This is a genomic window from Sorangium sp. So ce327, from assembly GCF_051530205.1.
In the GTDB taxonomy this organism is placed as follows: Bacteria; Myxococcota_A; Polyangia; order Polyangiales; family Polyangiaceae; genus Sorangium; species Sorangium cellulosum_B.
Genome location: NZ_CP150330.1, coordinates 11,598,850 through 11,623,685, shown reverse-complemented (window position 1 = coordinate 11,623,685; position 24,836 = coordinate 11,598,850). Strand labels below are relative to the sequence as shown.

At 72.9% G+C, this 24,836-nt stretch carries 22 protein-coding genes; 10 read left to right on the top strand and 12 right to left on the bottom strand.

Going from position 1 to position 24,836, the window contains the following annotated elements; translation table 11 throughout:
* Window positions 1-110: 110 nt before the first annotated feature.
* The 4 genes from WME95_RS43660 to WME95_RS43645 all read left to right on the top strand — a co-directional run bounded on the left by WME95_RS43660 (window position 111) and on the right by WME95_RS43645 (window position 3,841).
* Entirely contained in the window at window positions 111-677 is a 567-nt protein-coding gene (locus WME95_RS43660) for a hypothetical protein (RefSeq protein WP_437712620.1), read from the top strand.
* A 197-nt stretch (window positions 678-874) separates the two neighbouring features.
* Window positions 875-1,978: a M50 family metallopeptidase gene (locus tag WME95_RS43655; protein WP_437546592.1), complete on the top strand. Its 1,104-nt coding sequence runs from the start codon at window positions 875-877 to the stop codon at window positions 1,976-1,978.
* A 10-nt stretch (window positions 1,979-1,988) separates the two neighbouring features.
* Window positions 1,989-2,993, top strand: a complete 1,005-nt coding sequence (locus WME95_RS43650) for a hypothetical protein (protein ID WP_437905124.1) — start codon at window positions 1,989-1,991, stop codon at window positions 2,991-2,993.
* Between the two features lie 128 nt (window positions 2,994-3,121).
* Window positions 3,122-3,841, top strand: a complete 720-nt coding sequence (locus WME95_RS43645) for a hypothetical protein (RefSeq protein WP_437546588.1) — start codon at window positions 3,122-3,124, stop codon at window positions 3,839-3,841.
* An 83-nt stretch (window positions 3,842-3,924) separates the two neighbouring features.
* On the opposite strand, the gene WME95_RS43640 is transcribed toward WME95_RS43645, so the two are convergent.
* On the bottom strand, window positions 3,925-5,565 hold the full coding sequence (locus WME95_RS43640) for a hypothetical protein (RefSeq protein WP_437905123.1): 1,641 nt from the start codon (window positions 5,563-5,565) through the stop codon (window positions 3,925-3,927).
* A gap of 199 nt (window positions 5,566-5,764) precedes the next feature.
* On the opposite strand from WME95_RS43640, the gene WME95_RS43635 reads away from it, so the two are divergent.
* Both WME95_RS43635 and WME95_RS43630 read left to right on the top strand, forming a co-directional pair.
* Window positions 5,765-6,427 carry a hypothetical protein gene (locus WME95_RS43635; protein ID WP_437905122.1) on the top strand — a complete coding sequence of 221 codons (663 nt, stop codon included), beginning with the start codon at window positions 5,765-5,767 and terminating at the stop codon, window positions 6,425-6,427.
* A gap of 1,260 nt (window positions 6,428-7,687) precedes the next feature.
* Window positions 7,688-8,047, top strand: a complete 360-nt coding sequence (locus WME95_RS43630) for a hypothetical protein (RefSeq protein WP_437295800.1) — start codon at window positions 7,688-7,690, stop codon at window positions 8,045-8,047.
* A 448-nt stretch (window positions 8,048-8,495) separates the two neighbouring features.
* Here the strand turns inward: WME95_RS43630 and WME95_RS43625 are convergent, their stop codons facing one another.
* A complete protein-coding gene (locus WME95_RS43625) occupies window positions 8,496-8,723 on the bottom strand; it encodes a hypothetical protein (protein WP_437905121.1) in 228 nt (75 codons plus the stop codon).
* Between the two features lie 180 nt (window positions 8,724-8,903).
* The gene (locus tag WME95_RS43620) at window positions 8,904-12,305 is read right to left on the bottom strand and encodes a DNA translocase FtsK 4TM domain-containing protein (RefSeq protein ID WP_437905120.1); all 3,402 of its coding nucleotides are present in this window, start codon (window positions 12,303-12,305) and stop codon (window positions 8,904-8,906) included.
* 361 nt (window positions 12,306-12,666) lie between these two features.
* Between WME95_RS43620 and WME95_RS43615 the strand changes: the two genes are divergently transcribed.
* The 3 genes from WME95_RS43615 (at window position 12,667) to WME95_RS43605 (ending at window position 16,969) form a co-directional block, all read left to right on the top strand.
* Window positions 12,667-14,280 (top strand): hypothetical protein, encoded by a 1,614-nt coding sequence (locus tag WME95_RS43615; protein ID WP_437905119.1) that lies wholly within the window; start codon window positions 12,667-12,669, stop codon window positions 14,278-14,280.
* A gap of 193 nt (window positions 14,281-14,473) precedes the next feature.
* Window positions 14,474-15,550 (top strand): FHA domain-containing protein, encoded by a 1,077-nt coding sequence (locus tag WME95_RS43610; RefSeq protein WP_437905118.1) that lies wholly within the window; start codon window positions 14,474-14,476, stop codon window positions 15,548-15,550.
* A 72-nt stretch (window positions 15,551-15,622) separates the two neighbouring features.
* Window positions 15,623-16,969 (top strand): L,D-transpeptidase, encoded by a 1,347-nt coding sequence (locus tag WME95_RS43605; protein WP_437905117.1) that lies wholly within the window; start codon window positions 15,623-15,625, stop codon window positions 16,967-16,969.
* Between the two features lie 91 nt (window positions 16,970-17,060).
* On the opposite strand, the gene WME95_RS43600 is transcribed toward WME95_RS43605, so the two are convergent.
* From WME95_RS43600 to WME95_RS43560, 9 genes are all read right to left on the bottom strand, one after another.
* The gene (locus WME95_RS43600) at window positions 17,061-17,399 is read right to left on the bottom strand and encodes an ATP synthase F0 subunit C (protein WP_012240589.1); all 339 of its coding nucleotides are present in this window, start codon (window positions 17,397-17,399) and stop codon (window positions 17,061-17,063) included.
* A 289-nt stretch (window positions 17,400-17,688) separates the two neighbouring features.
* Window positions 17,689-18,456, bottom strand: a complete 768-nt coding sequence (gene atpB / locus WME95_RS43595) for a F0F1 ATP synthase subunit A (RefSeq protein WP_437546573.1) — start codon at window positions 18,454-18,456, stop codon at window positions 17,689-17,691.
* Window positions 18,457-18,656: 200 nt separating this feature from the next.
* On the bottom strand, window positions 18,657-19,121 hold the full coding sequence (locus tag WME95_RS43590) for an ATP synthase subunit I (RefSeq protein WP_437546572.1): 465 nt from the start codon (window positions 19,119-19,121) through the stop codon (window positions 18,657-18,659).
* Window positions 19,111-19,479, bottom strand: coding sequence for an AtpZ/AtpI family protein (locus WME95_RS43585; protein WP_437546570.1), 369 nt, complete (start codon window positions 19,477-19,479; stop codon window positions 19,111-19,113). The genes WME95_RS43590 and WME95_RS43585 overlap by 11 nt, the downstream gene beginning before the upstream one ends.
* 112 nt (window positions 19,480-19,591) lie before the next feature.
* On the bottom strand, window positions 19,592-20,215 hold the full coding sequence (gene rdgB / locus WME95_RS43580; protein WP_437905116.1) for an RdgB/HAM1 family non-canonical purine NTP pyrophosphatase: 624 nt from the start codon (window positions 20,213-20,215) through the stop codon (window positions 19,592-19,594).
* Window positions 20,212-20,985, bottom strand: a complete 774-nt coding sequence (gene rph / locus WME95_RS43575) for a ribonuclease PH (RefSeq protein WP_437527822.1) — start codon at window positions 20,983-20,985, stop codon at window positions 20,212-20,214. The genes rdgB and rph overlap by 4 nt, the downstream gene beginning before the upstream one ends.
* A 60-nt stretch (window positions 20,986-21,045) precedes the next feature.
* Window positions 21,046-22,053, bottom strand: a complete 1,008-nt coding sequence (locus WME95_RS43570) for a murein hydrolase activator EnvC family protein (protein ID WP_437546566.1) — start codon at window positions 22,051-22,053, stop codon at window positions 21,046-21,048.
* Window positions 22,050-22,943, bottom strand: a complete 894-nt coding sequence (locus tag WME95_RS43565; RefSeq protein WP_437546564.1) for a cell division protein FtsX — start codon at window positions 22,941-22,943, stop codon at window positions 22,050-22,052. Before WME95_RS43565 ends, WME95_RS43570 begins: the two co-directional genes overlap by 4 nt.
* Before the next feature lie 41 nt (window positions 22,944-22,984).
* Window positions 22,985-23,803, bottom strand: a complete 819-nt coding sequence (locus WME95_RS43560) for a cell division ATP-binding protein FtsE (protein WP_012240581.1) — start codon at window positions 23,801-23,803, stop codon at window positions 22,985-22,987.
* 104 nt (window positions 23,804-23,907) lie between these two features.
* Here WME95_RS43560 and WME95_RS43555 point away from each other — a divergent pair, with 104 nt between their 5' ends.
* Complete coding sequence (locus tag WME95_RS43555; protein ID WP_437905115.1) at window positions 23,908-24,756, top strand: methionyl-tRNA formyltransferase; 849 nt, start codon at window positions 23,908-23,910, stop codon at window positions 24,754-24,756.
* Window positions 24,757-24,836 lie beyond the last annotated feature (80 nt).

Here is a 24,836-nt window from a genome sequence, read left to right as displayed (position 1 = left end):
CGCGCAGCGCGCCGAGCGAGGTGCGACATCGCCTTCCAGCGGCGGCCGTCATGCAGCCGACACGTGCCCGTTTGCTTCCGTCGCTGCCCTTCCTTTGGTACGAAGAGCTCATGAAAGCGCTGCCCTCGCTCGTGAGCGTCGCTCTTGCCGGCGCCACCCTCCTCACGCTCGCGCCCGAAGCGCAGGCGAACATCAAGAATCCGAACGATCACCCCCGCTACTTTGCCGAGCTCGAGCCGCACGGGGACTTCGTCTTCATGCACCGCGACTACGGCCTGCGGCGGTACGGGCCCGGGCGCTACAACGACTTCGGCGACCCCGAGTTCGGCGTCGGCTTCAGGGCGAGCATCGAGCTCGCCGACCCGGCGTTCATCCCGAAGCTCAACAACACTGTCGCCATCTCGTTCGGGCTCGATCTCACCAACTGCAGGTACTGCCGCCGCGACTTCACCATCTGGAGTCCGGTCACCATGCAGTGGAACTTCTTCTTCACCGATCAGTGGAGCGCGTTCGCCGATCTCGGCGCTGTCGTCCGTACCGACGGGTTCTACAACGACGTGTGGCTCGACTTCGTCACCATGGTCGGCGGCCGCTACCACTTCAACGACAACATGTCGCTCACGATGCGGATCGGGTATCCCTTCTTCAGCGTCGGCGTCTCGTTCTTCGTCGGCTGAGCCGCTCCCCCGCCGGCTCTGGCCCTCTGGCGGGCTGAGCCGCCCCGGGCGCCGCCCTGCTGTCGCGCTCTCCTGGTGCATCCGGGGCCGGCGGGAGCGCACGGACTCCGCCGCGGGCGGCATCTCGCCGGCGCGAGCGTACGGCGCGGACATCGGGCGCGTGCGGACAGGGCCCGCCCTGGTTAGACTAGCCGGAGATGGTCGGCTGGTATTTCGTAGGCATCCTCGGTCTCGCCCTGCTGATGGTGGTCCACGAGGGAGGGCACTTCTTCGCCGCGCGCGCTTACGGCATGCGCGTCTTGAAGTTCTCGATCGGCTTCGGCCCCACCTTCTTCAAGATTGTCCCGAAGGACGGGTACTACTGGTTCACGACCGCCGCGGACAAGGTCCGCGTGCGGCTCTTTCGCCACGACCCGTTGAAGCACGGCCCCACCGTGTTCCAGGTCGCCATGATCCCCTTCCTGGCGTACGTCCAGATCGCGGGGATGAACCCCCTCGAGGAGGTCGATCCCGAGGACAAGGGCAGCTACGCGAACGCGAGCCTGATGGGCCGGATCGCTGCGATCTTCGCCGGTCCGCTCGCCAATTACCTGTTCGCGTCGGTCCTCTTCTTCGCGAGCCTGATGGTGGGCGGCAAGCCCCACCGCCTGACCGACATCGGCGTGGTCGCCGGGATGCCGGCGGCGGCCAGCCTGAAGGACGGCGATCGCATCGTCGAGATCGACGGGACCCCGGTCCACGACTGGGAGAAGATGGCGGAGATCATCTCCAAGAGCCCCGGCCGTCCGCTCGACCTCGTGGTGGAGCGCGCGGGCGAGCGCGTCTCGGCCAAGGTCACGCCTGCGAACGAGAGCGGCTCGGGCAAGATCGGCGTGATCCCCGTCGGGCCGGTCCAGCGGGTGCCGGTGACCGCGAGTGAGGCCGCGCTGCTCGCGCTGAAGATGCCGCCGAAGGTCGTGCAGGACCTGGTCGTCGGGCTCGGCCAGGTCCTCACGGGCAAGATCGAGGGCGAGCTCGGGGGCCCGGCGGCGATGATCGGGCAGACCGCGCAGGCGGCCAAGCGCGGCTTGCCGCACGGGCTCGAGTTCCTCGGGGTGCTCTCGGCCTACCTCGGCGCGTTCAACCTGATCCCGTTCCCCGCCCTGGACGGCGGCCGCCTGATGTTCCTGTTTTACGAGGCCGCCACGCGGCGCCGGCCGAACGCGCGCGTCGAGGCGCACATCCACCTGGTCGGCGTGTTCATGCTGCTCGGGCTGATGCTCTACGTCACCGCGAACGACTTCGGCCTCGGGTCGAAGTAGCCCTCCCTGCGTGGCGACGAGGCCGCCCGCGCGGGTTCCGGCGCCCGACGGGCGCCTCGCCCGCGCGGTGATGCGGCTCCTGCTGCGCTGCCTGCCGCTGCTCTTGCTCTGGCCGTGCGCGCGGCCGGCGTCCGCGCTGGCCGCGGCGCCGGGCGCGTGGTCCGACGAGGAAGACGAGGCCGTCTTCGACGTCCCCGCGCCCCCGACGCTCCCCGGGCTCACGCTGCGCGACCCGACCTTCACCTTCGAGTACACGGCGGCCGTGATCGAGCCCGACGCGGCGAGCCGGGCGGGCGGCAGGCTCGCCTTCGCCTGGTACTCGCACGGCGAGATGGAGGTGCCGCTCGTCCCGCGCAAGTGGTTCGTCGGCGCGGTGCATGACAGCGCCGCGGCGAGCGTCCCGGGGGTCGAGCGGTCGATCCTGCTCGGGAGCCCCGAGCTGTACGGGCGCGGCGTCTGGTCGAGCGTGCGCGGGCTCGCCTCCGGCGGAGGCTTCGGCGTCGTGCTCCCGGTCCCGCGCGACGTCTCGCGCGACCAGGCCGAGGTGCTCCGGACGGCGCGCGTGGTGCGGCCGTGGGACGAGACGCGCTTCCGGGAGCTCACGCTCACGTTCCGCCCCTGGTTCGACATGCGGCACATCACCGGGCCGTTCATCTTCCAGCTCAGGCAGGGCCTCGACTGGTCGCTGGTCGTGCGCGGCCGGCGGTCCGGGGAGCGCCGCACCGACATCACGGCGCACACGGCGTTCTACTTCGGCTACCGGCTCGCGAGGCCGGTCGGGGTGGGTCTGGAGCTGTGGGAGGTCTACCAGCTGACCCAGGACCTGCCGGACGACCGGCGCGCGACGTTCGCGGTCTCGCCCAGCGTCCGCTTCATCCTGTCGAACGTGCAGCCGGCGCTGAGCGTGCTCTTGCCGGTCACGACCCCGCTGCGCGGCGACGTCGCCTCGTATTATGCCGCGCGGTTCAGCGTCGGGTTCACCTTCCCGACAGGCGCTCCACGGGCGCGCCGGTGAGCGCGGCGAGCGCGGCGGGCGCGCTCGCCGGGCTCGCTCCTGGCTGAAGGCGCGCCGAAGGCGCCGAAGGCGCGGGATCGGCTTCGAGTGTGCGTGCATCCAGCGCGGGCGCTCGGTACCCTGGCCGCGTGGTCAACGCAGGATGGCTCCGGCGCGGTCTGGTTCTCGCGGCGCTACTCGGCCCGGCCGGCTGCTCGACCCAGCTCGTGAGCCTGAACGAGGGGCCCCGCGAGTACGTCGCGACGGACTACGAGAACGTGCTGCGCAGCTGGACGCGCACGGAGCACCTGTTCGCGCTCTCCGAGCTCGACAACTTCCTCACCGCCACCGCGACCTTCGAGTCGTGGGACTTCCGCTGGGCCTACGTGGTCCGCTACGCGCAGGACTACCGGCTCACGATCGAGCAGCGGCAGAAGCTGCTCGAGAAGACGCTCGAGGAGACGCGCCAGCGCCATCAGTTCTTCGTCGCGATCTTCGGGGGCGAGCGCAAGTACAACGACCTCTCGACGCCGAACAGCGCGTGGATCGTGCGGCTGATCGACGACACAGGGAACGAGACGGCGCCCGAGGAGATCGTCGCGATCGCCAAGCCGAACGCGCTCGAGCGGACCTACTTCCCGTACAACACGGTGTGGCGCCAGGCGTTCCGCATCCGCTTCCCGCGCGCGACCGCGGACGGGAAGCCGACGATCTCGCCGAGCGCGAGGTGGTTCGGGCTCCGCTTCGCCGGGGCCCAGGGCAACAGCGAGCTCGTCTGGCAGGTCAACGAGGAAGCGGAGCCCGTCGATCCCGCCGAGCTGGAGCAGGGGGCCGCGCGGCCGCTGCGGCCGAAGAGCGGCCAGCTCTAGCTCTGCCCGCCGGGCATCCCGCCAGGGCTCGCTGACGCGCGGAGCCAGCCGAGCCCCGCGCGGCTCTGGCCCCGCGCGCCGCCTCAGCCGCGCTGAGCGTTCATCGAGACCGACTGCGCCAGGATGGAGAGCAGCTCGGGCGTGCTCTCGAACAGCTCGCGCAGCGTGGGGTGGTCGGCGAGGAGCACGAGCGCGCCACCCCCGGCGGCGCGAGCGATCGACGGCGCCGGCTGGCCTCCGAGCAGCTCCGAGGCGAACAGGAGCTCGCCGGGCCTCGCGGTGCTTGCGATCGCCTGCGATCGCTCCTCGACCAGCTCCAGCGCGCCGGCGCCGATGATCACGAGCCCGGGGATGGGGTTGCCCGCGTGGATGAAGTGCTCGCCGGGCGCCAGGCCGCGCAGCCGGAGCCGGCCGAGGACGCGACGCAGCAGCGCATCTTCGAGCTCGCCCAGCGGCCCCATCGTGGCGCCTGCGAGCGACTGGATCCGGTCTGCGACGGTGCGCAGCTCGTCGAGCACCCAGGGGCAGCTGCGGAGCGCGTGATCGATGGTCGCCTGCCCCCAGATCGCCACCCGCGCGCCGTCCGCGCCGGCGACGACGCGCAGGGGGATGCCTTCCTCGAGCGTCCCTCGGGACGGCACGAGCGTCCTCGTCGCGGCGCGCTCGGCGGGGATATCGACGATGTTCGCGCACACGGCGGCGTCCCCGCGCAGGACCAGCGCGGCCCCGTCGACGGCGAGCTCCTCGTCGCACGAGAGGTCTTCCACGCGCGCTGCGAGCGCGAGCTCGTCGTGCATCTCCTCGGGCAGGTCCGCGAACGCCTCGATCTGCTCCAGATCGCGGCCGGTGAGGGCCGCGGCGTCGGCGGCTGGCGCGGCGCTGGCCGCGCCGGGCCGCGGCAGATCCGGCGCGATCTCCGGTGCGAGGTTGAGGGCCGCGAGCGCCTCCGTCTCCGGTGGCGCGCTGGGCGGCGCGTCGAGCGCCATCGCGGCGAGGTCGGCGCTCTCGCCTGCGGCCGGCCGCCGCCCCTCGAGCGCGGGCACATCCACGCGCGGCGCCGCGGCGAGATCGGGGAGGGCCTCGACCGAGCCCGGCGCGCGGGCGTCGGCGGCGGCCGCCGGCCGCGGCGCGGCGCCGGCCGCCTGGGCCGGGGGCTCTTCGACGAGCGCGAGGTCCGCGTCGTCGAGCAGCTCTTCCACGGGCTCCGGCGCGGGCTCGCCCGAGGCTTCCTCGAGCGCGCGCGGGCGCGACGCCTGGACCTCGGCGCCGAGGGGCGCGGGCTCGCCGCGGGACGGGGTGGCCCTCGTCTGCAGGTCGTCGTCCTGCTCCGCTGCCTGTGGCGAAGGCGGAGGGGTGGCGAGCCGGCTCGACATCGGCGCTTCGAGGTCGCTGTCGGAGAGCTCGATGACGACCGTCCCCTCGATCGTCGACTCCGCGGGCGACGCGTCTGCGCTCGCAGGGGGCTCGATCTTTGCGCTGTCGCCCGCGGAATTCGCGGTGCCCTTCGCGAGGATGCTGTCGGCCGAGGCCCCGAGGCGTCCTGGGGGTTCGTTTCCGGTGGGCGTCGCCGGGCGGGTGCGCGTCGCCGCAGGCGTCGGGGGCGCGGGAGGTCGCGCGGAGATCGGCTTCCGCTTGAGCGTCAGATCGAGCGGCGCGGCCGAGGTGATGACCTCGTCTTCTTCTTCGTCGCCCGGCTGTGGCGTCGAGGGATGCCTGCGGGCCACGAGGTATGTGTCGCCGTTCGACGTGATGATCTCCTGGGGAGGCCGCGGCGGCGCGGCTGGCTCCGCGTCCTCGGACCAGGGGTCGAGGATCGGCTCGCGCGGCCTTCGTTTGGAGCTGATCGCTCCCTGTGCGGGCGCGGCCGTGCCTGTGCGGGCCGGGGTGGGCGTCGGGGCCTCAGCCTCGACGACGATCTCGCCGATGTCGTCGCTCGGCGCGTGCTCTTCAGCGGGGGCTGGAGGGCTCGAGGCCTGGTGCGACGCCGATGTCTGGAGCGAAGCCGCTGCGGCCAGCGGTGCGGCGGATACCGGCAACGATGGCGCGGCGGGCTGCGCGGGCGGCGGGACGGACGCCGGCGATGGCGCGGCGGGCGGCGGGCCGGTGGGTGATGGCGTGGCGGATGCCGAGACGGACAGCGGTGGCGCAGCAGGCGATGGCGGCGGCGCGGCGAGCGGCGGCACGGGGGGGGATTGCGGTGGCGCGGCGGCCCCCGGGGGCGCATCGGGAGGTGCGACCGGCATCGACGAGGCCAGCGGCGGCGCGAGGGGCGGCGGCGGCGTGGCGGTGGCCGAGAGTGCCGGTGGACGCGTGGCTGGTGCCGGAGGTGCGGCCGGCGGCGGAAGCGCGCCGGGCGGCGGAAGCGCGCCGGGCGGCGGAAGCGCGGAGGCCAGCGTGGGCGGCGGCGGCGTCGGGGGAGGCAGAGCCTGCGGGTGTGGCGGCGTGCTGATCGGCGGCTGCGGCGGCGCGAAAGATGGCGGCGACACCGGCGGGGGCAGCACCTGCGGGTATACAAGCACGCCAGCTGACGGTGCAGCGGAGGTCGGCCCGGCGGGCGGAGGCGGAGGTTGCGGGCGCGGAGGTTGAAAAGACGGCGGATGCGGTGCTGGCGCCGGCTGCGGGCGTGGGGGCGCAAAAGGCGGCGGGTGCGACGCGGGTGGAGGCCCGAACGTGGGCGGAGGCGGCGCGGGTGGAGGCCCGAACGACGGTGGAGGCGGCGCTGGCGGAGGTCCGAACGACGGCGGGTGCGACGCGGGTGGAGGCCCGAACGACGGCGGGGGCGGCGCTGGCGGAAGTCCGAGGGACGCCGGATGCGGCGCTGGCGGAGGTCGGAACGACGGCGGGCGCGACGTGGGCGCGGCGCCTCTTGTCGCCGGCGGCTGCGGCTCCGCGATGGGGCTCCGCAGCGGTGGAGCAGGTAGAGGTACCGCCGGAAGCGCCGACGGAGGCCGCGGCGCCGCCGGCGGTGGCTCGCTCATGGAGCGTGTCCCGGCGGGGCGCGGGGGCTGCAGGGGGGTCATCGCGGGGTCGGACCGGCCGCGCTCCGGCGATGGAGGTAGGGCCGACTGCAGCTCATGCGGCGTGGGCACGGAGGCAGGGCGAGGGGGGATCGATGACGGCCGCCGCGATCCTCCCCGCGGTACGGCCGGCGGTGGTATCGGGGCGGGCGGTCGCGCGCTCGGTGTCTTCGCCTGCGCTGTCACCAGAAGCGGGTCCGTGGTGAGCTGCTGCCGGAACGACGGAACCCCTGGCGCGGGAGGCAGCGGCGGAATGGCGTTCGCCATGGGGGCAGGCAGCGGAGGCGCCGGCGGTGGCTGACTCCGGTACATCGCGCCGGCCTGGACGTTGGGCGCAGCCGTTGGCGGTGCGGAGGGCGCGGCCGACGGCGCCAGCGGTTGCGCGTGCGGTGGGTCGAGCCGCTGCGGGTACGCGGCGGGGGGCGGCTGCGAGCGCGACACGCCAGGCGGAGCCGCCGGCGCGAAGGGCGGCGGCTGCGAGCGCGACACGCCAGGCGGAGCCGCCGGCGCGAAGGGCGGCGGCTGCGAGCGCGACACGCCAGGCGGAGCCGCCGGCGCGAAGGGCGGCGGCTGCGGCTGAACGGGCGGCGCAGCCTGCGGGAAGGCACCGTCGGGAGGCTGCTGCGTCGGCGGCTGCGCCATCGGCGGCGTGGGGGGCGACGTGCTGCCTTGCGCATCGCCGGGCGGCGCGGGGGAGAACGGCGCGATCGGTCGTGCTCCGGCGCCCTGCCCGCCCTCTGCGCCCGGGCTGAGCGGCGGCGACAGCCGGGACGATCCCGTCAGTCGCTCTGATTCGGCCGCCAGCTCCGGCTGCGAGAGCGGTTCGAACATGTCGATCTCGATCGAGGGCATCGAGGCGCGCAGCTCCTGGGTGAGCGACATGCGGCGGCGCCAGGTCTGCTCGTCCGACGGCGGCGCCTCGTCAGAGGACGGGGGCGGCGCGTCGCCTTCGCTGTCGATGGTCTCCAGGAGATCGGGATCGCTCGGCTGCCCGACCTCCGAGGCCATGACCTCCTCGAGCGCCGTCACGCACAGCCCGAGCTCCGAGGCGCGGAACGGCTGCCCGGCCGCCCCGGCGGCGTCGGCCGCGCGTCGCAGCCACACGATAGCGTCGCGCCGCTCGCCGCGCGCCCACAGCGCGCTTGCCGTGGAGATCCCCCACACGACATCTTCATCGTCATTCGGGTGAGGTTCGGGGAGGGCGACCACGCGGTTCGCCATGAGCAACACCACCTATCACAGGCCCCACTGCGGCCGTTTACCCCATGGTACCGAGCGAGCCGACGTCCCGGATCGGGCGTCGCGCGAGCCCCGCGGCGCGGAAAGCCGCGCCACCCAGGAGCTTAGCCGCGCTCGCCACGGCACGTACAAATTACGGTACGGATGTCGCTTTTAGCGCTCGCCTCGCCATCGTCGCCCGCCAGCTGCCCGTTAGGACCCGGTGCTGGCACACATTCGCGACGCGAACGCGGATCCAGGCGACGCTCCGACGTGAATTCGACGTGGCCCGACGTATAAGGAGCGAACGCCGCGTGCGCCGCGTGTGTCCGCAAAGCGCCCGGCCAGGGGGCCCGGCGGATTCTGGTTGAGCACGGGGCACGCGCGGGTGCGTCCGCGGCCTGTGCAATGACGCCGGGTCAGGTGGAGCGCCGTCCACCGATGCGCCGCGGCCGGCAGCCCAGGACCGCCGCGCGGCGGCACATCTCCTCGACACCATCCCGCGATGCGGCCTCTCCGGGCATGCGTCTCGCGAGCCAGCCGATGAGCGTCAGCCCCGCTGCGCGGGCGTCTGCGGGCATCGCCCCGTCGTTCAGGAGGCTCGCGATCTGGGCGATCAGACGCGTGCGCGTTTCCTCGGGCGCCATCCTGGGTGCTCCATGAAGCATTCGAACGGGAAAGTCAAAAGAACCGCCATGCCGGCGCGCAGCCCCGTCGGCGGGCACCTCGACGCTGTGTGCTCCTCGACATCCCGTCTGTCCCGCTTGCCTGGGTCGGCGGCGTGCCAACACCCTCTGTGCAGTGGCGTCAAGATAAATCACACAGGGTCAAATCGGCGCGATCAGCACCTCGCGATCCTTGGCGCCGTTCGCGGGCCCGACGAGCCCGCGCTTCTCCATTGCCTCGACCAGCTTGGCCGCGCGGTTGTAGCCGACGCCGAGCTTGCGCTGCAGCCACGAGGTCGAGCAGCGCCGGGTGTCGGCCACGATGCGAACCGCGGCGTCGTACATCGGATCGGCCTCCGCGTCGGACGTGTCGGGCTCCTCGCCCTCCTCGTCTCGGGGCCGGAGGATCGCCTCGTCGTAGACGGGCTCGCCCTGGAGCCGGAGGAAGTCGGTGATCTTCTGGACCTCCTCCTCGGAGCAGAACGGGCACTGGACGCGGCGCGTATCGTTCGAGCCGTTCATCTTGATCAGCATGTCGCCGCGGCCGAGCAGGTGCTCCGCGCCCTGCTCGTCGAGGATCGTCCGGCTATCCACCTTCTGCGCGACACGGAAGGCGATGCGCGTCGGGAAGTTCGCCTTGATCATGCCGGTGATCACGTCGACGCTCGGCCGCTGCGTCGCGAGGATCACGTGCATGCCGGCGGCGCGCGCCTTCTGCGCGAGGCGGGCCACGCTCGCCTCCACGTCCTTGCCTTGCTGCATCATGAGGTCGGCGAACTCGTCGACCACGATCACGATGAACGGGATCTTCTCCGGCAGCGCCGCGTCCGATCCGTCCTTCGCCGCGTCGATCTCCACCTCGAGCCCGTCGGCGCCGATGGCGCTCACCTTGGCCGGGGGCTTCGGCGGGCGCGCCTCGCCGCGCTGCACGCGCTCGACCCAGGCGTTGTAGGTCGTGATGTTCTTCGTCCCCGCGTTCGCGAAGAGCTGGTACCGGCGCTCCATCTCGTCGACGGCCCACTTGAGCGCGTTCGCCGCCTGCTTCATGTCCGTCACGACCGGCAGGAGCAGGTGCGGGATGCGGTCGAAGGGCGCGAGCTCGACGACCTTGGGATCGATCATCAGCAGCCTGAGCTCCTCCGGCGTCTTTCGGAAGAGCAGGCTCACCAGCATCACGTTGAGGCCCACGCTCTTGCCCGCGCCGGTCGCGCCCGCGACGATGACGTGCGGCATCGACGCGAGGTCGGCGAAGTACGGCGTCCCGATGATGTCGCGGCCGAGCACGCACGGCAGCGGCGCCTTCATCTCGACGAAGCGGCGATCCTCGACGAGCTCGCGCAGGTTGACGGGCAGGCGGTGCTCGTTCGGGATCTCGAAGCCGATCCGGTTCTTGCCGGGGATGGGGGCGACGATGCGGACCTTGCGCGAGAGGCCGAGCGCGAGGTCGTCCGCGAGGCCTGCGACCTTCGACACCTTGGTGCCGGCGGCGGGAGAGACCTCGAACGTCGTGACGGTCGGCCCCGGGTGGATCTCCTCGACCTTCCCGCTGACGCCGTAGTCGGCGAGCGTCTTCTCGAGGAGCTGCGCGGTCGCCTTCAGCTGATCCGCGTCGAGCTGCAGGCGCCCGCCCGCGGCCGCCTCGAGCATGTCCGTCAGCGGCAGGCGGAAGCCCGCTCCGGCCGCCGGGACGACCTTCACCACGGCCGGCTTCTCGCTGACGAGCTCGCGGCTCGTATCGACGATCGTCGGGTCGCGCGGCGCGACCCCGCGAGCCCGCTCCGGGCCGATGGCGGGCGAGGGCTCGCGGTGAGCCGCCGCGGCGTCCGGCGCGCGCACCGGCAGCTCGCGATGAGCCGCCGCGGCGTCCGGCGTGCGCACTGGCAGCTCGCGGTGGGCCGCCGCGGCGTCCGGCGCGCGCGCGGGCGGCTCGCGATGAACCGCCGCGGCGTCCGGCGCGCGCGCCGGCAGCTCGCGCACCGGCAGCTCGCGCCGCTGGCGCACGGGCAGGATGGGCGACGGTGTCGGCACGTCGACCTCGTCCGGTTCTCCGAGAGCGGTCACCATCTCGTCGTCGCTCGGGTCGAGCGCCGCGAGCGCTTCCGGCTCGTCCTCGTCGAGGTCGCCCTGCACCTCGTCGAAGTCGCCCTGCACCTCGTCGAGGTCGCCCTGCTCCTCGTCGATGTGCGCCTCGCCTCCGAACGACGGCTCTTCGCTGTCCTCCTGGGCGGCGGCGCCGCGCGGCGCGGGAGACGCGGCGCGACGCCGTGTTGCTCGGCGCTGCGTTCCCTCGCGCGGCTCGGCGGCGCGCTGCGCCCGGCCGCGCGGCTCGACGCCGTGCGACACGGCCCCGCGCGGCTCGGCGCCGTGCGACACCGCCTCGCGCGGCTCGTCGTCCCGCTGCGCTGCCTCGCTGGGCTCGGCGCCGCGGGTCACCACCTCGTGCGTCTCACCGCCGTGGATCACCAGCTCGTGCGGCTCGGCGCCGTGGGTCACCACCTCGTGCGCCTCCCCGCCGTGGATCTCCACCTCGCGCGGCTCGGCGTCGTGCGGCTCTGCCCCGCGCGGCTCCGCGCTCAGATGCGCCGCTTCGCGCGGCTCCTTCGCCTGCGCCTTCCGCCCGCGCCGCGGCTTCGCCGGGGCGGCCGGCTCCTCGGGGGACGCCTCGAACGGCGCGCTCTTCCAGAGATCGAGCGCCGGCGCCGCGACGGGCGCCGGCTCGACGGGCGTCGCCCTGGCGGCGGGATCGGAGGGCCGCTCGTCGGTGTCGTCGGCCAGCGCGGCGATGATCGCGTCCGGGCTCGAGTTGCGCGCGATGATCGGCGGCGCGCTCTGCGTCTTGGCCTCGGTCTGCCGCTCCAGGTCGCGCGCCGCGGCCCACGCCCCGAAGAGCGCGCGCGCCCAGCCGGCGACGCGCACGGCGATGGCGATCGCGAGCTGCTCGGCCCGGTGCGCGAGCTCGATGAACGAGAACGTCGCGCGGCCCATCAGGATGAGCGCGACGACGGTGAGCCCGATGATGTAGGACCCGATGTTCGAGAAGAGCGCGCGCAGCACCTCCCCGAACAGCTCGCCCACGGCCCCGCCGAGCGGCATCGCGCCGAACGCGACAGCGCGCGGGAACGCAACATGCGCGAGCGCCGCGAGCACGATGACCACCACGATGTCGCCGCTCAGCCGGAACAGGCTGGCGATCGAGCGCTTCGCCCCCAGGAGCGGCATCGCCAGCAGCGCGAGCTCGAGCGGGACGAACCACGCGATGACGCCGATCGCCTCGATCGACGTCCCCGCGAGCGCAGCGCCCACGGGCCCCACCCAGTCGTCGCCGGAGACCTCCGGCCGCATCGGATCCCCGCGAAAGGAGGCGAGCGCCAGCGCGCTGTACAGGGCGGAGACCAGCAGAACCAGCGCCGCCGCATCCCGGGTGTAGCCATGGCCCGGCGGCGCAGCAGGACCCGCGATCCCTGCTGGGCTGGTCCGCGCGGCGCCGCGCGCCCCGGACCGCAAGGGCTCGCCAAGGCCGGCGGCGGGCTGGGCGCGGCGAGGAGCGAACAAGGGGACGTGCATACCTACCTGTACCTACTTTGCTCACATATGCGCACTGCGCTCCGGGGGCAAGAAGTATGGGAGGGCTGCAAGAAGTGGAAGAGACCGGAATGAGGCGGGACGGACAAAGAAGGGGCGAGGCGGCGTGAACGCTGCCATGTGCGCGCGCCTGAGCTCGCCGGGCAGGGCGAAACGCAGCTGCTTCCGGGCAGCCTGGGCGAGGGGAGGCAGCCGGGAGGGCGGGGGATCGCCGGCCGCCGGCGCGCTGGAGTTCTGGCCAGATTTCGCGCAGACTTTGAAAAGGCTCCTCTCTATCCCGGCCTTGAAATTCTTTCAAACAGAGCGCTGCGGGCGGTACCATCCCGACCCTCCTGGGACGTGCATGGAAACTGTCGAACGAGCAGGGCGGCGCGTCGGCGCTGCGGGCCTTCTTTTGCTGTGCCTCGCGACCGCGGGCGCAGGGCTCGCGACGAGCGGGTGCCGCGTCAACGAGAACGACATCCACCGGTGGGAGACCACGGCGCACGGCCCGGACAAGCTCAGGGCGGTGCTGTTTCACGATAAGTACGACAGCTCGCTCCGCGTCGAGGCGGCCACCTCGCTCATCCGCATGAAGCCGCGGCAGGGCCGGCGCGTGGGCATCGGCATCATGGTCGAGACCCTCGCGACCATGGCGCCGGAGGCCCGGCAATCCATCGTGGCGGCGCTCGTGCCGTCGATCATCGCCGAGCTGAGGAAGCCGCCGCCCGTCGCGCAGCCAGGGCAGCCGCTCCCGCAGGACACGTCGTTCCCTTACAAGGACGCGGCGTACGCGATGCTCACGTCGGATCGGACCGTGATCATCGCGGACGAGGGGCTGAAGGAGGGGCTCAAGGCCGCCCTCATCGACTGGGCGATGGCGGACTTCGAGCACCGGCTCGAGGACCGCTCGCAGGCCTACGGGATGGAGCAGCTCCTGCGCTTCATCGGCCCCGCCGCGGTGGCCGGCCTGCCGAAGCTGATGACCCGCGAGGCGAAGCGGCTCGACCAGCTGGCGTCGCTCGTGGCCGAGTACGGCGACCCGCCGACGAAGGAGGCCGCCTCGGCGAACCTGGTCGCCATCGCCAGGTTCGTCACCTCCGGCGAGTGGACCGCCGTCAAGAAGCCCGAGCTCCAGGCGGCGAACGCCGCGTCGAAGCTCGCGCCGACCGAGAAGCAGTTCGAGGCGCAGCTCGCGCAGTACCAGGAGGAGGAGCTGTTCCGGGTCTTCGGGTCGATGAAGAAGCTCGGCGGCCGGCCGTCGGTGGACTTCCTCCTCGGGTTCGCGGCGAACAAGGAGCAGCCCGAGAAGCGACGCCAGGCCGCCCTCGCCGCGCTCGAAGGCCGGCTCGATCGCAACAACCCGAGCGACATCCAGCGCATCCTCGAGATCGCGACCGCGGACGCGCCCGACGCGGTGCTCGACCAGGCCTTCCGCCGCGTCGGCGAGATGCCGCGCGAGCTCGTCGTCGAGAAGCTCTACGGCCTCTTCAAGACCGACAAGTGGAAGATCCGCCGCGCCGCCGCCGCGACCATCCTGAAGATGTCGACGGTGAAGCACATCGACGAGTTCATGAGCAGGCTCCCCGACGGCAAGGACAGCAAGGGGTTCGCCATGCCGGAGGCGCTCACGTACGGCGCCGCGCTCGGCGACCTGAAGGAGGGCTCGCCCGTCGAGGCGCTGAAGAAGCACTTCACCGCGGGTCCGGCTGCGGTGCGGACGAGCGCGATCGCCTACTACTTCACGTTCGGCACGGCGGCCGATCTCCCGGCGGTCAAGCCGCTCGAGGGCGACACCACGCGCGTGCCGGTGTGCGAGGCCGACCCGGACTGCAAGTGGGCGTGCGAGGTGCAGAAAGAGGGATCGACCGAGCGCGAGCTCAGGGACGTGAAGACCGTCGGCGAGTTCGTTCAGTACTGCGTCGAGCCGGCCATGCAGGACAGGAAGCCGGAGCTCGAGAAGGGCGAGAAGAAGTGACGCGCTTCTTCGTCCGCCGCGCGCGTCACGCGCGGCCCAGAGCCGTCAGCTGCTTGCAGGGAAGAGGCCGGGAGGAGGCTTCCCAGCGCAATTCATCCTCCATTATCGTTGGGTAGAGATGAGCGCGGATCCGAACAAGAAAAGCGCACGGACGTTCCAGTGTCGCGATGTCCTTTGGGAGACGTTCGAGCAGATGGCGCGCGAGCTCGAGTGCTCCATCGACTACCTCATCAACGAGTCGATGAAGCAGTACGCTCGGCAGCGAAGCTACAGCCCGCGCACGCCGTTCCCGCCGCCCGCCAGGGGTGACGGGGTGCCCCCCTCCGGGCACATGGCGGTCCCGCACGCTCATCAGGCCAGCGCGCCACCTCCCCTCGCGACGCCCCAGCCGCCCGGGCTGGCGACGTCCGGCTCGGCGCCGCCCCTGGGAGGCTTGCAGCAGCAGCCGGCAGCCGGGATGCCCTACGGCGCCTCGGCGCCTGCGTACGGCGCGCCGTCGCCACAGTACGGCGTGGCGTCCGTCGGGCCAGGGCCGACGCCGATCCCGGCGATCACGCCGCCTCCTCCGCCTCCAGGGCAGGTGCGTCCGGGCGCGCCGCCGCCGCCCCCGCCACCCCCCGGCAGCAGCAACGCGGGCGGCAAGCGGCCCAGCCTGCCCGTGCCGCCGCCCGTTCCGGGTCGCGTCGTCGGCGGCCCGCCGCCTCCGCCGACCAGCGTGACGCGCCTCGGCGCGCCGCCGCCGCTCCCGTCGCAGGTCACGAACCCCGGCGGGCGCCAGAGCCTCCCGGGCGCCGCGGCGAGCCGCTCGGGTCCGCCGCCGCCGCCGCTGAGCAACGCCGCCGGTTACGCCTCGCCGATGGGGCCGCCGGTGGCGCCGCCCCTCGCGCCCCCGCTGTCGCCGCCGCCGTACGTCGCTGCGCCGCAGGCCTCCAGCAGCGTGCCGGGTCCGCCGCCGATGGCCATGGGGATGCCGAATCAGGTCCCCGTCGGCCCGACGCTCGCCGCGTTCTACGCGGGGCAGCGGTTCGTTGTGAACAAGGATCGGTTCATCATCGGGCGCGGCAAGCAGTCGAGCGACCTGACGATCAAGGACCCGAACGTGTCGCGCCAGCACGCCATGGTCGAGTTCCTGAACGGCCAGTACTACATGGTCGACATGGGCTCGACGAACGGCGTCGAGTACAACGGCCAGCGCATCGCCCGGAAGGCCATCGTCGAGGGCGATCTCTTCCGGATCTGCGATCACGAAGTGCGCTTCTCCTACCGCTGAACCCGCCGACCGCGGGCGCGCAGGCGGGAGTTTGGCTGGAGCGCAGGCGAACGCTTAGGATCCCGCCGCAGGATGACGAAGCGTGGAGGCGCCGAGGCCGGCTCGCAGGAACGGCGCCGCGGGGCGCTGCGACGAGCGCGTCGCGGCGGCGCCGCGGCGATGGCCCTCGGCGCGGCGATCTGGAGCGGAGCGGTCCTCGCGTCGCAGCTGCCGCCGTGGGTCCCCGCGGGCGACGCCCCGCTGCCGGCGTGGGTCAGGAGCGCGCGCGTGCTCAAGCGCGACCAGCCGCTGTTCGACGCCCCCGGCGAGGGCGCGCGCCGGCGCGGCTCCGTCGATCGCAACGTGCAGCTGCCCCTCTTTGCGGCCAGGCGCGCCGGCGGATGCCTCGGGCGCTGGCTCGAGGTGGGCGCCGCGGCCTGGGTCTGTGACGACGCCGTCGAGCTGTCCGCCGCGGGTCCGATCAGCCCGCTGGTGCGGACGTGGCGCGAGATGCCCGATGGGCTCCCGTACCGCTACTACTTCGTCGGCCCCGACGGGACCTTCGGCTATCGGCGCGCCGAGGCGGCCGACATCGACGCGCCGGACGCGCAGCTCGAGCCCGGCTTCGCGGTGGCGATCGTCGAGGAGCGGATCGTGGGAGGCGCCCGGTACGGCCGCACGAACAGCGGCTTCTGGTTGCCGATGCGAGATCTCGGTCCAGTGCGCGCGTTCGCGTTCCACGGGGTGGACGTCGCGCCGGGCGCCGCGCAGATCGCGGCCGCGTGGGTCGTGTCGGAGCGGGCTCCGCTCTACACGCGGACGGGGGCGGGCTTCACGCGGACCGAGGAGAGCAAGGTGCGGTTCGAGGTGGTCCCTTACCTGGAGGAGGCGCAGGGCGCCTCGGGGAAGCTCGCGCGCATCGCGGAGGGCGACGTCGCGGCGTGGATCTCGACCCGCGATCTCCGGCGCCCGTCGGTGGCGCCGCCGCCCGAGGTCGACGTCGAGGCGGGTGAGCGCTGGATCGACGTCGATCGCTCGACGCAGACGCTGGTGGCCTACGAGGGGCCTCGCCCCGTGTTCGCGACGCTCGTCTCGACCGGCAAGGGCGCGCCCGGGTCGCAGCGCGCCACGCCCGCCGGCACCTTCCGGATCTGGGCCAAGCTGCTCACCTCGGACATGGACAACCTCGAGGACGAGGCCGCCGAGCGGTACTACCGGATGGAGGACGTCCCCTACGTCCAGTACTTCTCGAAGGGCATCGGGCTGCACGGCGCGTTCTGGCATCGCTCGTTCGGCCAAGTGCGGAGCCACGGCTGCGTGAACCTGGCTCCGCTCGATGCGCAGCGGCTGTTCTGGTGGACGTCGCCCCGGCTCCCCGCCGGCTGGACGGCCGTCCTCCCCACGGCGCACGAGCCGGGCACCGTCGTGCGCGTGAGGTAGCGGCAGGCGCGAGGCCCGTCGGGGTAGCCGTGAGGGGAGGGGGCGGGAAGGAGCAGCGGAGCCGGGCCCGGTAGGCGCGGCGAGCGCTGGCTCAGGGGGCGATCTTGCCCTGGAGGAAGAACGCGATGACCCAGGAGAGGAGCACGAGCGACTCGATGAGCGCCAGGCCGAGGATCATCGGGGTCTGGATCCGGGCAGCGGCGCCCGGGTTCCGGGAGATGCCCTCCAGGGCGGCGGCTGCCGCGCGCCCCTGGCCCATGGTGCCGCCGAGGGCAGCGATGCCGATCGCGAATCCGGCAGCGACGGCGAGCCACGAGTTCGCGTCGTACTTGTTCGACGCCGCGCCATCCTGCGCCAGCGCCATAGCGGGAACCAGTACCAGCGCAGTGCCGACAACGGCGGACAGCGACAGCTTGCTCTTCAGCGACATCCGAATCTGCTCCTTTCAAGCCACACAGCCCGCGGGGCTGCATGCGAAACATCTGCTTGGGTCGGGGGCCGCGGGGCGGTCCCCCATCGAGATCCGGGGATCGCTCCAGGGACCTCTGCTACTGCTCGGCAGGGGCCGCGCTTCCGCGATCCACCACCGTTGTGGGGCAACCCATCGACAGCGGGGCCCCTCTAATCCGATTTTCGAGGGCTGGCTAGCCTTCTCTTCACCTCCAGCGCCATTCTCCGCGGCGCCGGTGGGCGGCTGACCAGGCGGTCAGGCGAAGCGGTCAGTGGTGGTCTGCCTTCTCGGTCGCGAGCCCGATGTAGATGCAGCTCAGCAGGCAGAACACCAGCGTCTGCACGACGATGACGATGATCGCCAGGAACATCAGGGGCACCGGGACGAACAGCGCGACGAGCCCGAGGAAGATGCTCGCCACGAGGTGATCGACGCCGATGTTGAGCATGAGCCGGATCGAGAGCGTGACCGGGCGGACGCAGGTGGAGATGACCTCGATGGGGAAGATGAGCGGCGCCAGGTACCACTTCGGCCCGGCGAGGTGAGCGAGGTAGCTCCAGCCGTTCTCCTTCAGCCCGTAGTAATTGAACAGGACGAACACCACGACCGCGCACCCGATCGTGACGTTCAGGTTCGAGGTCGGCGGGTTCACTCCCGGGATGAGCGCCGACGCGTTCGAGAAGAAGATGAACGCGGCCGAGCCCCCGATGAGCGGGAAGTACCGCTTCGCGTTCGCGGGCCCCATCACGTCCCGGGCCATCCCGTAGAAGTAGCCGAAGAACGCCTCGAAGAACGTGCGCAGCGTGAGCTTGTCCTCCGGGATCACGGACTCGTTCAGGCGCCGGTACTGGCCGCGGACCTCGCTGGCGAGGAGCACGAACAGCACCATGATCAGAAGGCTCATGAAGATCGGCTCGGTCCCGCGGTAGTCCACGGTGTGGTGACCGATGAACGTCTTGCCGATGTTGCGAGCGTTCTCCCGGAGTCCGGGGAGCTGCGCCAGGAGGTACGTGAGGAACCCTGTGTGCTCAGGCATGGCTTTCGTCGTCGATGCGCCGCGCCGGCAGCCGCGCGGCTGTGCCGGCACGGCCGCGAGCGCTGGCGCGCCTTGTGGGAGTTCGCCCTCGAGCGAGGGGCCTCGCCTCTACCACAACTCGTTTACGGTGGGCACCCTGGAGCGCGCCAAGTCTCCTCACGCCGCGCGGGTCGCTCCCGGAGGCCGGTTCCGGCAGGAGCTCAGCCGTGAGCGCCCGGCGGGCTTCCGTCCGCCGGGGGCTTCGGTCCGAACAGCGTCCCCAGGGTGATGCCGACGACGAGCGAGGCGTAACCGACCATCAAGGCGATGCCCGAGACCAGGTCGCTCTTCAGGAGGAGCCACACGCCGCCCATCAGGCCGAGCAGCTTGATCATCGCGATCAGCGTCCACGACACCGTGTGGCCCCGGCGCGAGAGGAACGCGTCGACGATGCGCGCGAAGACGTACAGGTTCACCGTCGCGATGGCGCCGCCGATGCACACGCCGAGCGCCGCGCGCGCGCCGTACGCGAGCAGCGCGGCCACGGACAGGACCGCGGCCGTGCCGGCGACCCAGCGGAGCACAGACCGCATGGTGGCGTCCCCGACGCCGGGCCGCTCCTCCGCGTCGGGCTCCTCGTTCGGCGGGTCGCTGCCGGGCGCCCCCGGCCTTCGCTCAGCGCTCATCGTTCCCCTTCGCGTCCTGCAGCCCGCCGGGATCGCGGACCTCGTCGCTCGAGCCTGTCCGGCGGTCGTCGTCCGGCGCGCGCTCGTCCTGCCGCGCCTTCCGGTCGTCGAACCTCGGCGCAGGGTTCCCCTGCTCGCGCTCCTCGCGCTCGGCCACGGCCTGCATGTCCTTCCACGCCCGGTAGACCGCCTTGCCGGCGGCGCCGAGCCCGAAGAAGAACCAGAGCACCGAGAGGTACGGATCGGTCCCGAGCTTCCCGTCGAGCCAGCGGCCGATGAACAGGCCGACCAGGATGCACAGCACCACCTCGAGACCGACGGTCCCGTAGCTTCCGACGGCCTTCCAGTCCTGCTTCATCAGGGGATCCGATCACCGGGCAGTACGTGGGTGCCTCCGGTCGCGATTACAAGCGGTCCCGGACGGGGTCAACCGCCGTCCGGCGTCGCCGCGCCTGTCGTCCTACCGTCGCTTACCGTCGCGCGACCAGCGCCTCGAGCGAGGAACGCATCTCCCGCGCGGCCTTGCCGCGGTGGCTCACGAGGTTCTTCTCGGCCTCACCGAGCTCGGCCATCGTCCGTCCGTAGCCCTCCACGACGAACAGCGGATCATATCCGAAGCCGCCCGCGCCCCTGGGCTGCCTGCCGATCCACCCCTCGCAGCGCCCTTCGGTCACGATGGGCTGCGCCTCGGACCGCGGATCGAGCAGCACCATCACGCAGCGGAAGCGCGCTCGGCGCCGGTCGTCCGCGACGTCCGCGAGCGCCGCGAGCAGGGCCTCGTTGTTCTCCGCGTCGGTCGCGCCCTCCCTCGCGAAGCGGGCGGACCGGACGCCCGGTCGTCCGTCGAGCGCGTCCACCTCGAGCCCCGAGTCCTCGGCGAGCGTCACCATCGCCGATCGGAGCGCCCCGGCGCGCACCTTGAGGAGCGCGTTGTCCAGGAACGTCGCGCCGTCCTCGACCACCGGCGGCGCGCCCGGCAGCACATCCGCCAGCGAGAGCACCTCGATCGGGAGGTCGGAGAGCAACGAGCGCAGCTCCACCAGCTTTCCTCGGTTCGAGGTCGCGGCGAGCAGGCGCAGCGGCTCTAGGCTCACGCGACCCTCCAGCGATCCGTCTGGAAGAGCGCGGAGAGGTCGACGCCGGCGCTCGACAGCGCCCGGTGCTGCGCGCTCGCGAGCGACGCCACGCCCGCGAGCGCGAGGTCGGTCATGCGATCGAGCTCCGCCCGGGGGATGGCCTCGTCCTCGGCCGTCGCCTGGACCTCGACGATCGAGCCGACCGCCGTCGCCACGACGTTCATGTCGACGCGCGCCGAGCTGTCCTCGGTGTAGACGAGGTCGAGCGCGAGCCCGCCCGGGAGGTGGCCCACGCTGATCGCCGCCACCTGATCGCGGAGCACCGGCGCCTCGAGCGATCCGGCCGCGCGCATCCGGTCGAGCGCCAGCGCGAGCGCCACGAAGCCGGCGGTGATGGACGCGGTCCGCGTGCCCCCGTCCGCCTCGAGGACGTCGCAGTCGATCGCGATCGTCTGCTCGCCGAGCTGCTTGAGATCGATCGCCGCCCGGAGCGCGCGGCCGATGAGCCGCTGGATCTCCTGCGTGCGCCCGCTCGGGGCCTTGCCCCGCCCGTCGCGCGGCTCCCTGCGGGCCGGGCTCGATCGCGGGTGCATCTGGTACTCGGCCGTGAGCCAGCCCGCGCCCTTCCCCATCATCCAGGCGGGCACGGTGGGCTCGACCGAGGCCGTGCAGAGCACGACCGTCCTCCCGGCGCGGTAGAGGACGGAGCCCTCTGCGTTGCGGTGGAACCCGAGGATCATCTCCACGGGGCGGTGGACATCGAGGGCGCGGCCGTCAGGGCGATTCACGGGGCCGCCTTAGCACACTTCGCGCGTCGCGCGGGCGCGCCTCGCGGCGGGCTCGCGCCGCTACATCCCGAACCAGGGACCCGGGTCGATCACCTCGGCGCCGCGCCTCAGCTCGAAGTAGAGCTTCGCGCCGTTCGGTCCGCTCGCGACCGTGCCCACCCGCGCCCCGCCCGGGAGCTGATCGCCGGCGCGCACGTCCGCGGCGCCGAGGTTCGCGTACACCGAGTAGAGCCGCTCGCCGTGATCGACGATCACGGTGAGCCCGTAGTCCGCGTACGTGTCGGCGAAGGCCACCCGCCCCGCGGCCACGCTGCGGACCGGCGCGCCGTCCAGCGCGGTGAGCTCGACGCCGGGGCCGCCGGCGCCGCGGCGCGACACCTTGCGCACCTCCGCGCGGCCGGCGATCGGGAAGGGGAGCCGCCCCATGAGCGAGCGGAAGCCGGCGCGGCGATCGAGCTCGGCGGGCCCGGTGTCCGCGCCGTAGATCGCGAGGTAGTCGGGGCGCACGCTCGTCTCGAACGCGCGCGAGAACGCGGCGCGGCGCTCCTCCTCCTGGGCCAGCGCGACCCGGGCGCGGTTCATCGCCTCGCGGTGCACCTCGAGGGGCGCGCGCTCCGCGCCGAGGTGCGTGAGCCGGTCCGCGAGCTCGGCGCTGCGCCGGGTCAGCTCCGCCTCGTGGGCGAGGTCGCGCTCGAGGGCGAGCCGGGTGCGCTCCACGCGAGCGGCGTGGTCGACCAGCGCGTCGAACCCGCCGCCCACCGGGAGGAAGCCGGCGCGCACGTGGCGGTAGTACGCGCGCCCGCGCGCGATCATCCGGCGGCGGGTGAGCTCCAGCGCGGGGCCGATCGCGTCGAGCTCCGCGCGCAGCGCCTTCTCCTCGGCGTCGAGCTTCGCGAGCAGGCGATCGAGATCGTTCTCGGCCAGCGCGGAGCCCGGGCGCGCCGCCGGAGCCGGCGCCCTGGCGGACGTGGGCGCCGGGGCGCCCGGCGCCGGCACCTCGGCGCCGCTCGTCGCGGCGCCGGTGAGGAGCGCCAGCGCGAGCGGCGCGAGCCGGGCGCGGCGCCTCACACGGCCACCATCTTGCGCAGCGTGAGCAGCGCGGTCGTGGCGCCGAGCGCGGCCCCGAGGGTGACCATCCCGAACGCGACCTCCCACGGCAGGAACGACGGCGAGACGCCGAGCAGGTTGGCGAGCTCGTGATCGAAGCGGCCGCGCACCATCATGAACAGGGCGCCCAGCATGAGCAGCGCGCCGGCCGCGCCGGCGGCGCCCTGCGTGGCGCCCTCGACGATGAACGGCCGGCGCACGAAGCCGTCGGTCGCGCCGACCAGCTTCAGCACCTCGACCTCGATCTTCCGGCGATGCAAGAGCAGGCGCATCGTCGAGCCGATGACGCTCACGACGGCGCAGAGGACGATCGCGGCGAGGCACGCGCTCGCGGCGACGCCGCCGCTGAGGAGGGACGACAGCCGCTCCGTCCAGCGCTGGTACGTCTCCACCGTGTCCACGGCCGGCAGGGCGCGCAGCTTCACCGTCATCGAGGCGAGCGCCTCGTCGGAGACCTCCTCGGTGAAGCCAACCTCGAGCGACGCGGGGAACGCGCTCGGCGGGAGCGCGGCGAGCGCCTTGTCGCCGTCGTCGTGCACCACCTCGCGGCGCGCCTCGGCGCTCGTCACGAGCCGCACCTTCTTGACGCCCTCGGTGCCCTCGAGCGCGCGGGTGAGCTCCGCGGTCTGCGCATCGGTCGCGCTGTCGCGCAGGTAGACCGTGGCGCGGCCGGCGCGCGACCAGCGATCGCGCACCGCCACGAGGTTCGTGACCACGAGGAGGGCCGACGCGAGGCAGACGAACGCGACCGCGAGCGAGAAGATCGACAGCGCCTGCAGCCGCCAATCGCTCCTCCCTGCCCTCCAGGTGCGAAGCCATCTCCGCCGATCGTCACGCTCGCTGGTCTGCATCCGGTTCCCTCTATCCGTCTCGTGAGGCGGAGCCCTCGGCGCTACGCCGCGCCGCGCACGCCGCTATCCATCTCGTCCTCGTCGCCATCCGCGAGCTCGCCGCCGGATCCGAGGCCGTGCGGTACGTCGGTCGCCTTCCCGTCGTCGAGCACGACCACGCGCCGGGGGCGCACGTCGAGCAGCGTCCGATCGTGCGTGGCGAACAGGACGGTCGTGCCGGTCTCGTGGATGTCCTCGAAAAGCCCGAGCAGATCGATCGCGAGCTGCGGATCGAGGTTGCCCGTCGGCTCGTCCGCGAGGATCAGCGTCGGCTCCCCGACGATCGCCCGCGCGATCGAGACGCGCTGCTGCTCGCCGCCGCTCAGCACCTGCGCCCGATCGCCGCCGCGCCCCGCCAGGCCGACGCGCTCGAGCGCCTCGCCGACCCGGGTCCGGAGCAGGCGCGACGGGAGGCCGAGCACCTCCAGCGTGATGGCCACGTTGTCGAACACGGTCCAGCTCGGGACCAGCTTGAAATCCTGGAAGACGAAGCCGATGTTGCGCCGGAGCGCGGGGATCGACGCGTCGGTCAGGCGCGCGATGTCCCGGCCGAGGAAGAGGATCCGGCCATCGTCGACGCGCTCGGTGCGGTGCACGAGGCGGAGGAGCGTGCTCTTGCCCGAGCCGCTCGGGCCCGTGATGAACACGAACTCGCCGCGCTCGATCGAGAGCGACATCCCGCGCAGCACCGGCTGATCGGCGCGGTACGACTTGTAGACGTCCTCGAAGACGAGGATCGGCCGGCGCGCGGCGGACGCGTCGTAGCGGTGGCCGGGCCGGAGCGCCGGACGAAATGAGCCTTGCAGAGGGGGCGCCGCCATCGGAGCCTTCACCTATCAGCCTGCTCGCACACGGAAAACTTTTCGGCCGACGCTCGGGCGAGCGCCCCCTGCGGGTCGCCTTTTTTGGCCTCCCGCTGGCGGCGTTGCTGCTCCACGGCGACGGTCACGACATCGCCCTCGCCGCGATCAGCCGCGCCGACGCGGTGGGGCTCCGCCGGGCCCGCCGGCTCTTCGGCTCGCGCCTCCTGCTGCGTCCCGACGTCGAGCGCCCGGAGCTCGCGTCGCGCGTCGAGGCGCTCGCGCCCGATCTCCTGGTGAGCTGGTTCTGGACCACGCGCCTGCCGATGTCGTTCGTGAGGGCGGCGCGGCTCGGCGGGATCGGCGTGCACCCCTCGCTGCTCCCCCGTCATCGCGGGCCGGACCCCACGTACTGGGCGATCGCCTCGGGGGACGCCGAGAGCGGCGTCACGGCGCACCGGATCGAGGCCGAGTACGACACCGGCGAGATCCTGGAACAGGAGAGGCTCCCCATCGATCCGGGGTGGACCGCGTGGCAGCTAGCCCGGGCGCTCGACCGGCCGAGCCTCCGGGTCCTGCGGCGCACGGTCGACCGGTTCGCCCGCGGCGAGGAGGTGGCGGGCGTCGCTCAGGATCCTGCCCTCGCGACGGAGGCACCTGCGCCGGACGACGAGGCGTGCGCCATCTGCTGGTCCTGGCCGACGGAGCGCGTCCTCCGGCACGTCCGCGCCCTCGCGCCGGCTCCGGGAGCGTGGACCGAGATCGAGGGCGCCTGCGTCATCGTCCTCCGGGCCGCGCCGGCGGCGAGCTTCCCCGAAGCGCTTGCGCCCGGCGAGGCGTTGGTCGAGGGCGGGGTGGTCTTGGTGCGGACCGGCGACACGGCCGTCGCGCTGCTGGAGGGGGAGATCGACGGAGAGCCGGCGTCGGTGGATGAGCTCGCGGCCCTCGTGGCGTCGGGGGCGTCGCGCGGGTGACCGCTAGCAGGGGCGCCTGGCGGCCGGCCGCGTCGCCGGCGGGGCCGCCTGGCCGGCTCGCGGCCATCGAATCCTGAACC